We start from the raw sequence: 7,721 nt of genomic DNA, 5'->3' as shown, positions 1-7,721 counted from the left end.
AGTCTGCGATCTTTTGATCTTGCTCTTAAAAAGATCGCAGCCTTCGGCAGCTCCTACAGGGAATGGTATGGCTGGAGAAGTGGGTCGGCTGTCAGGCCGCCTTCGCGAGCAAGCTTTGCTCCTACGAAAATCAAAAGCCGAGCACCCTGTGCTCCTCACCACTCAACAGGATGAGCGTTAGCTCGGCTGCGCTTTTGATCTGTAAGGCGACGTCGGAAGGCTGAGTGGAGGGATTGATCCGGGCGTGGGAGCGCAGCGACCGTTTGGCGCAGCCAAACACAGCGAGAGGAGGTGCAGCGAAGCAAACCGTAGGCGCTGCGCCCGGATCGATCCCGCAGCGAAGGAATCCCGAGCCCCAGCGAGCGGGCCGCACGTAGGAGCAAGCCTTTTTGGTTACTTTTGAGGCGCTTGTCAAAAGTGACCCGCCGTAAGGGCGGAACCCTAAGCAGCCGTTACCGCAGCAACGGATATACACCCAAATACCCCAAACACCCCAAACACCCCAAACACCCCAAACACCCCAAACAGCAGACAACAAAAAGGCGCCCGAAGGCGCCCTTTCATCCAACAACAACCATCAAGCCATCTCAGCAGTGGTCTCGAAATCAAAGGTCAACTCACCATCCTTGATATCGATATGCACAACCCCTCCATGCTCAGCCAACTCACCAAACAAGATCTCCTCCGCCAGCGGACGCTTGATCTTGTCCTGAATCAGACGAGCCATCGGACGCGCCCCCATCGCCGCATCATAACCACCGGCCGCCAGCCAACTGCGCGCCGCGTCGGTCACTTCCAGCAACACACGCTTGTCTTCCAACTGCGCCTGAAGCTCGGTAAGGAACTTGTCCACCACACTTTTGATGACCTCATGACTGAGGCGACCAAACTGAATAATGGTATCCAGACGGTTACGGAATTCCGGCGTGAAGCTCTTCTTGATCACTTCCATCGCATCAGACGAGTGGTCCTGATGGGTGAAACCGATCGAAGCACGCGCCGCCGTTTCGGCACCGGCGTTGGTGGTCATGATCACAATCACGTTGCGGAAGTCCGCCTTGCGCCCGTTGTTGTCGGTCAGCGTACCGTGGTCCATTACCTGCAGCAGCAGGTTGAAGACTTCCGGATGCGCCTTCTCGATTTCGTCGAGCAACAATACGCAGTGCGGCTGCTTGGTGATCGCTTCGGTCAACAGACCGCCCTGGTCGAAGCCGACATAGCCTGGAGGCGCACCGATCAGACGCGATACGGTGTGACGCTCCATGTACTCGGACATGTCGAAACGCACCAGCTCAATGCCCAATGCCTTGGCCAATTGCCGCGCGGCCTCGGTTTTACCGACACCGGTCGGGCCTGCGAACAGGAACGAACCGACTGGTTTGTTAGGCGACTTGAGGCCGGCACGGGACAGTTTGATCGCAGTCGACAGCGAATCGATCGCCGCGTCCTGACCAAACACTGTCAGCTTCAAATCACGCTCAAGGTTACGCAGCAACTCTTTGTCGGAGCTGGTGACGTGCTTCGGCGGAATCCGCGCGATTTTCGCGACAATGTCTTCGACGTGCGGCACTTCGATGCGCTTGGCGCGCTTCTCGACCGGTTGCAAGCGCTGATAGGCGCCCGCCTCGTCGATCACATCAATGGCTTTGTCCGGCATGTGCCGGTCATTGATGTAACGCGACGCCAGTTCAGCAGCGGCACGCAGTGCTTCGTCGCTGTACTCGATGTTGTGGTGCTGTTCGAAACGCCCTTTCAGGCCGCGCAGGATACCGATGGTGTCTTCCACCGACGGCTCGATAACATCGACCTTCTGGAAGCGACGCGCCAAGGCACGATCCTTCTCAAAGATGCCACGGAATTCCTGGAACGTGGTCGAACCGATGCAGCGAATGTCGCCAGACGACAGCAGCGGCTTGAGCAGATTCGAAGCGTCCATGACGCCGCCCGACGCAGCGCCCGCACCAATAATGGTGTGGATTTCGTCGATGAACAAAATGGCCTGCGGACGTTTTTTCAGTTCATTGAGCAGCGCTTTGAAACGCTTCTCGAAGTCGCCGCGATACTTGGTGCCTGCGAGCAGAGCACCGAGATCGAGCGAATAAACGACGCTACCCGCCAGCAGATCCGGCACCTGGTTGTCGACAATACGCTTGGCCAGGCCTTCGGCGATCGCGGTTTTACCCACGCCTGCCTCGCCGACCAGCAGCGGATTGTTTTTGCGCCGACGCGCGAGAATCTGCGCGACACGCTCGACTTCCGACTCACGGCCGACCAGCGGATCGATACGACCCTGGCGCGCGAGTTCGTTGAGGTTGCTGGCATAAGCATCCAGAGGATTGCCTGAAGAAGAAGACTCACCGCCCTCGTCGTCCTGCATATCTTGTTCACCTTCAGAGTGATCGCCATGCCCCGGCACTTTGGAAATGCCATGGGCGATGTAGTTGACGACATCGATGCGCGCAACGCTCTGCTGTTTCAGCAGGAACACTGCCTGACTCTCTTGCTCACTGAAGATTGCAACCAGCACGTTGGCGCCAGTCACTTCGCGTTTGCCCGAGCTCTGTACGTGGAAAACAGCACGTTGCAGTACACGCTGGAAGCCCAGGGTTGGCTGGGTTTCACGATCTTCGTCATGGACGGGGATCAAAGGCGTGGTGGAGTCGATGAACTCCTGCAGGTCATGCTTGAGTTTGTCGAGGTTTGCGCCGCAGGCACGCAAAACGGTGGCGGCAGCCTCATTGTCCAATAGGGCCAGCAGCAGGTGTTCGACGGTCATGAATTCATGACGTTTCGAACGAGCCTCCTTGAAGGCAAGATTGAGGGTGACTTCGAGCTCGCGGTTTAACATAGCTTCACCTCATACCCAAGTGGTCGGCGATTAACCGTCCTTCTCGATTTCACAGAGTAGCGGATGCTGGCTTTCCCTGGCGTACTGGTTGACCTGCATGGCCTTTGTCTCGGCGATGTCGCGGGTAAACACTCCACATACTGCCCGCCCTTCTGTGTGGACGGCCAGCATGACCTTGGTCGCCAGCTCGCGATTCAGGTTAAAAAACACCTCGAGCACTTCGACGACGAAATCCATCGGTGTGTAGTCATCGTTGAACAAAACCACCTTGTACATCGGCGGCGCCTGTAACGCAGGCTTTGCTTCCTGAACAGCAACGCCTGCCGAATCGTCGTCGTGCTCCTCTGGAAGATCCTTTTGGAGAAGCGGGCGATCCTGATTGAATGTTAGTCGAATCTGGCTGATTGCATGCATGGGAAAGAAAGGTTCGTCAGTTGTGCAAATACAGTGGTGGGGGCGGTTGTCCACGTTTTCAACTCCGACTGCCCGGTCACCTTGACTATCGGGAAAACGGTGTTACAACCAATAGAGCCCACAGTGGGTAAAAAAGATCCGCGGAGTCAATTCTTTTAACGGAATAGATTGCGGATGACTTGGATGATACTCCAGCGTTGGAGTCTGTTGCAGAGGGATTTGAGCATGGCTGTCGGCAAGGTGAAATGGTTCAACAATGCCAAGGGGTACGGTTTTATCGTCGAGGATGGCAAGGATGAGGACTTGTTTGCCCATTACTCGGCCATCGAAATGGAAGGCTATAAAACCCTGAAGGCAGGGCAAGCCGTCAAATTCGAGATTATCCAGGGACCAAAAGGACTGCACGCCGTCAAAATTGGCCCTGCTGCGCCTGCAGAAGAAATTTTTACACCTGCGGTCACCCAGCAGACTGTCACGGCCTGACCGACACCCTATATTTATTCAGCCATAAAAAAACCGCCTGACTCAATTCATCGAGTCAGGCGGTTTTTCTGTGCCCGTGTTTCTTACATATGCGAAATCAACGCATCACCGAAGCCCGACGACGAAACCAGCTTGGCGCCTTCCATCAAACGTTCGAAGTCATAGGTCACAGTCTTGGCCGAGATAGCGCCGTTGGTGCCCTTGATGATCAGATCTGCCGCTTCCGTCCAACCCATATGGCGCAGCATCATTTCCGCCGAGAGAATCAGCGAACCCGGGTTGACCTGATCCTTGCCGGCATACTTCGGCGCCGTACCGTGAGTCGCTTCGAACATCGCCACGGTGTCGGACAAGTTGGCACCCGGCGCGATGCCGATGCCGCCCACTTCTGCCGCCAGGGCATCGGAGAGGTAGTCGCCATTGAGGTTGAGGGTCGCGATCACATCGTATTCGGCCGGGCGCAGCAGGATCTGCTGGAGCATGGCGTCGGCGATGGCGTCCTTGACCACAACGTTCTTGCCGGTTTTCGGGTTTTTGAACTGCATCCACGGGCCGCCGTCGAGCAGGGTCGCGCCGAATTCTTCGGCGGCCACTTCGTAGGCCCACTCTTTGAAGGCACCTTCGGTGAACTTCATGATGTTGCCTTTGTGCACGATGGTCAGCGAATCGCGGTCGTTATCGACCACATATTGCAGAGCCTTGCGCGCCAGGCGTTTGGTACCTTCCAGCGAAACCGGCTTGACGCCGATGCCGCAGTTTTCGTCGAAACGGATCTTGGTGACGCCCATTTCTTCTTTAAGGAATTTGATGACCTTGGTGGCTTCCGGCGAACCGGCCTTCCACTCAATGCCCGCATAGATGTCTTCGGAGTTCTCGCGGAAGATGGTCATGTCGACGTCGCCAGGCTTTTTCACCGGGCTCGGCACGCCTTCGAACCAGCGCACCGGGCGCAGGCAGACGTACAGGTCGAGCTGCTGACGCAGGGCCACGTTCAGCGAACGGATGCCGCCACCGACCGGCGTGGTCAGCGGGCCTTTGATGGAAACCACGTAATCCTTGACTGCATCGAGGGTTTCCTGAGGCAGCCAGGTGTCCTGATCGTAAACCTGGGTGGCTTTTTCCCCGGCGTAGACTTCCATCCAGGAAATCTTGCGTTTACCGCCGTATGCCTTTTGAACTGCAGCATCGACAACCTTGATCATCACCGGGCTGATGTCGACACCAATGCCGTCACCTTCGATGAAGGGGATGATCGGGTTATCAGGAACATTGAGAGAATGGTCTGCATTGACGGTGATTTTGTCGCCGACGGCTGGAACCTGAATCTTCTTGTAACCCATGCTGAACTCCATTGTTTGGATTGAACATCTGGCTTGGTTCGAGCGTAACCCAGTTAAATCAACACGCAAACCCTCTGTTCGTGGCGCGGGCACATCTCGTTTCGTACAAGCCTGAAAGCAAAGGGAAAAGCGCCAAACTCAAGCATTCGCGACGACTCTACGCCGCCCCCTGCCCTGCGACCTTTAGACCAATGGACGAGATTGGTTGCATATGAACCATCGGCAGATTGCCAGCTACCTATGTATAATGCCCGCCGCTGACCACAGGGTCACGACGGCTGGCCTCTCTAGAACGAGACTTTCCGCCTGATTGGTCGGGTTGTTATCGCAGCCTGACTGCTTGACGCTCTACTGATGCACCCAACATCACCGCGAAGAATCTCGACATTCGGTTCATGGATGACTTTGAACGAACGCGCTTACCCGGCGCCCCTCGAGTTTCTGCGCACGCTTTAGCAAAGAAGAGAGAGTTAATCCGAATATGCCCACCCGCTCGAAGATCATCTATACCTTCACCGACGAAGCCCCAGCCCTCGCCACCTATTCCCTGCTGCCGATCATCGAGGCGTACACCGCTTCGGCCGATATCGCCGTGGAAACCCGCGATATCTCTCTTGCAGCGCGCATTCTGGCCTGCTTCCCCGAGCAACTGGGCGACAAAGCCGTAGCCGACCACCTCGCCGAACTGGGCGACCTGGCCGTTACGCCTGAAGCCAACATCATCAAGCTGCCGAACATCAGCGCTTCGGTGCCTCAGCTGCAAGCCGCGATCAAAGAGCTGCAAGCTCAGGGTTACAACCTGCCGGACTACCCGGAAACCGTGATCAGCGACGCCGACAAAGACGCCAAGGCGCGTTACGACAAGGTCAAGGGCAGCGCCGTGAACCCGGTTCTGCGTGAAGGCAACTCCGACCGTCGCGCTCCGCTGTCGGTGAAGAACTACGCTCGCAAGCACCCGCACAAAATGGGCGCCTGGGCCAAAGACTCCAAGTCCCACGTCGCTCACATGAGCACCGGCGATTTCTACGGCAGCGAAAAAGCTGCCCTGATCGACGCCGCTGACGCCGTGAAGATCGAGCTGATCGCCAAAGACGGCACCGCGACCGTTCTGAAAGAAAAAACCACCGTTCAGGCTGGCGAGATCCTCGACTGCGCCGTGATGAGCAAAAACGCCCTGCGTGCGTTCATCGCTGCTGAAATCGACAGCGCCAAGGCCCAGGGTGTACTGCTCTCGGTGCACTTGAAAGCGACCATGATGAAGGTCTCCGACCCGATCATGTTCGGCCAGATCGTTGCCGAGTTCTATAAAGATGCGCTGACCAAGCATGCTGCCGTGCTGGCCGAGATCGGCTTCAACCTGAACAACGGCATCGGCGATCTGTACGCGCGCATCAAGGCTTTGCCTGCCGAGCAGCAAGCACAGATCGAAGCTGACATGGCCGCGGTCTACGCCGCTCGTCCGTCGCTGGCGATGGTCAACTCCGACAAAGGCATCACCAACCTGCACGTGCCGAGCGACGTTATCGTCGACGCCTCGATGCCAGCGATGATCCGTGACTCCGGCAAAATGTGGGGCACTGACGGTCAACTGCACGACACCAAGGCTGTGATCCCGGATCGTTGCTACGCAACCATCTACCAGGCCGTGATCGAAGATTGCAAAGCCAATGGCGCTTTCGACCCGACCACCATGGGCAGCGTGCCAAACGTTGGTCTGATGGCGAAGAAAGCCGAAGAGTACGGCTCGCACGACAAGACCTTCCAGATCAAGGCTGACGGCGTTGTTCGCGTAACCGACAGCAAAGGCACTCTGCTGATGGAACAGGCTGTTGAAGCCGGCGACATCTTCCGCATGTGCCAGACCAAAGACGCGCCGATCCAGGACTGGGTCAAACTGGCCGTCAACCGTGCTCGCGCCAGCAGCACGCCAGCGATCTTCTGGCTCGACCCAATGCGCGCTCACGACGGCGTAGTGATCGAGAAAGTTCAGGCTTACTTGAAGGATCACGACACGGCCGGTCTGGACATCCAGATCATGGCGCCGGTCGACGCCATGAAGTTCACCCTGCAGCGCACCCGCGAAGGCAAGGACACCATTTCGGTGACCGGCAACGTACTGCGCGACTACCTGACTGACCTGTTCCCGATCATGGAACTGGGCACCAGCGCCAAGATGCTGTCGATCGTGCCGCTGATGAACGGCGGTGGCCTGTTCGAAACCGGCGCTGGCGGTTCGGCGCCGAAGCACGTGCAGCAACTGGTTGAAGAGAACTTCCTGCGCTGGGATTCGCTGGGCGAGTTCCTCGCACTGGCAGCGTCCCTTGAGCATCTGGGTGTGAACTACAACAACCCGAAAGCGCTGGTGCTGTCGAAAACCCTGGACCAGGCGACTGGCCAGTTCCTCGACAACAACAAGTCGCCTTCGCGCAAAGTCGGCAACATCGACAACCGCGGCAGCCACTTCTACCTGGCGATGTACTGGGCTCAGGCCCTGGCCGCCCAGACTGAAGACGCGGCACTGCAAGCGCAGTTCGCGACCCTGGCAAAAACCCTGACCGAGAACGAAGCGACCATCGTTGCCGAGCTCAACGCCGTTCAGGGCAAGCCAGTCGACATCGGCAGTTACTACCACGCCA

The 7,721-nt window shown here is 57.3% G+C and carries 5 protein-coding genes; 2 read left to right on the top strand and 3 right to left on the bottom strand.

The genetic code is table 11. The annotated features are described in order from the left end of the window. Positions 1 to 577: 577 nt before the first annotated feature. Positions 578 to 2,848, bottom strand: coding sequence for an ATP-dependent Clp protease ATP-binding subunit ClpA (gene clpA / locus PMI37_RS26705; protein WP_008087055.1), 2,271 nt, complete (start codon positions 2,846 to 2,848; stop codon positions 578 to 580). A 30-nt stretch (positions 2,849 to 2,878) separates the two neighbouring features. Beyond that, positions 2,879 to 3,262, bottom strand: coding sequence for an ATP-dependent Clp protease adapter ClpS (gene clpS, locus PMI37_RS26700; protein ID WP_016987405.1), 384 nt, complete (start codon positions 3,260 to 3,262; stop codon positions 2,879 to 2,881). A 225-nt stretch (positions 3,263 to 3,487) separates the two neighbouring features. On the opposite strand from clpS, the gene cspD reads away from it, so the two are divergent. Then, positions 3,488 to 3,745 (top strand): cold shock domain-containing protein CspD, encoded by a 258-nt coding sequence (gene cspD / locus PMI37_RS26695; protein ID WP_008087053.1) that lies wholly within the window; start codon positions 3,488 to 3,490, stop codon positions 3,743 to 3,745. Between the two features lie 83 nt (positions 3,746 to 3,828). Here the strand turns inward: cspD and icd are convergent, their stop codons facing one another. Further along, on the bottom strand, positions 3,829 to 5,085 hold the full coding sequence (gene icd / locus PMI37_RS26690; RefSeq protein ID WP_008087051.1) for an NADP-dependent isocitrate dehydrogenase: 1,257 nt from the start codon (positions 5,083 to 5,085) through the stop codon (positions 3,829 to 3,831). A gap of 481 nt (positions 5,086 to 5,566) precedes the next feature. Here icd and PMI37_RS26685 point away from each other — a divergent pair. Then, positions 5,567 to 7,721 (top strand): NADP-dependent isocitrate dehydrogenase (locus PMI37_RS26685; RefSeq protein ID WP_008087049.1); only part of this gene is annotated, 2,155 nt, incomplete at its 3' end.

The organism is Pseudomonas sp. GM80 (assembly GCF_000282515.1).
Taxonomy (GTDB): Bacteria; Pseudomonadota; Gammaproteobacteria; order Pseudomonadales; family Pseudomonadaceae; genus Aquipseudomonas.
The sequence above is the reverse complement of the archived record's forward strand: the minus strand, read 5'-3'. Positions and strand labels throughout refer to the sequence as shown.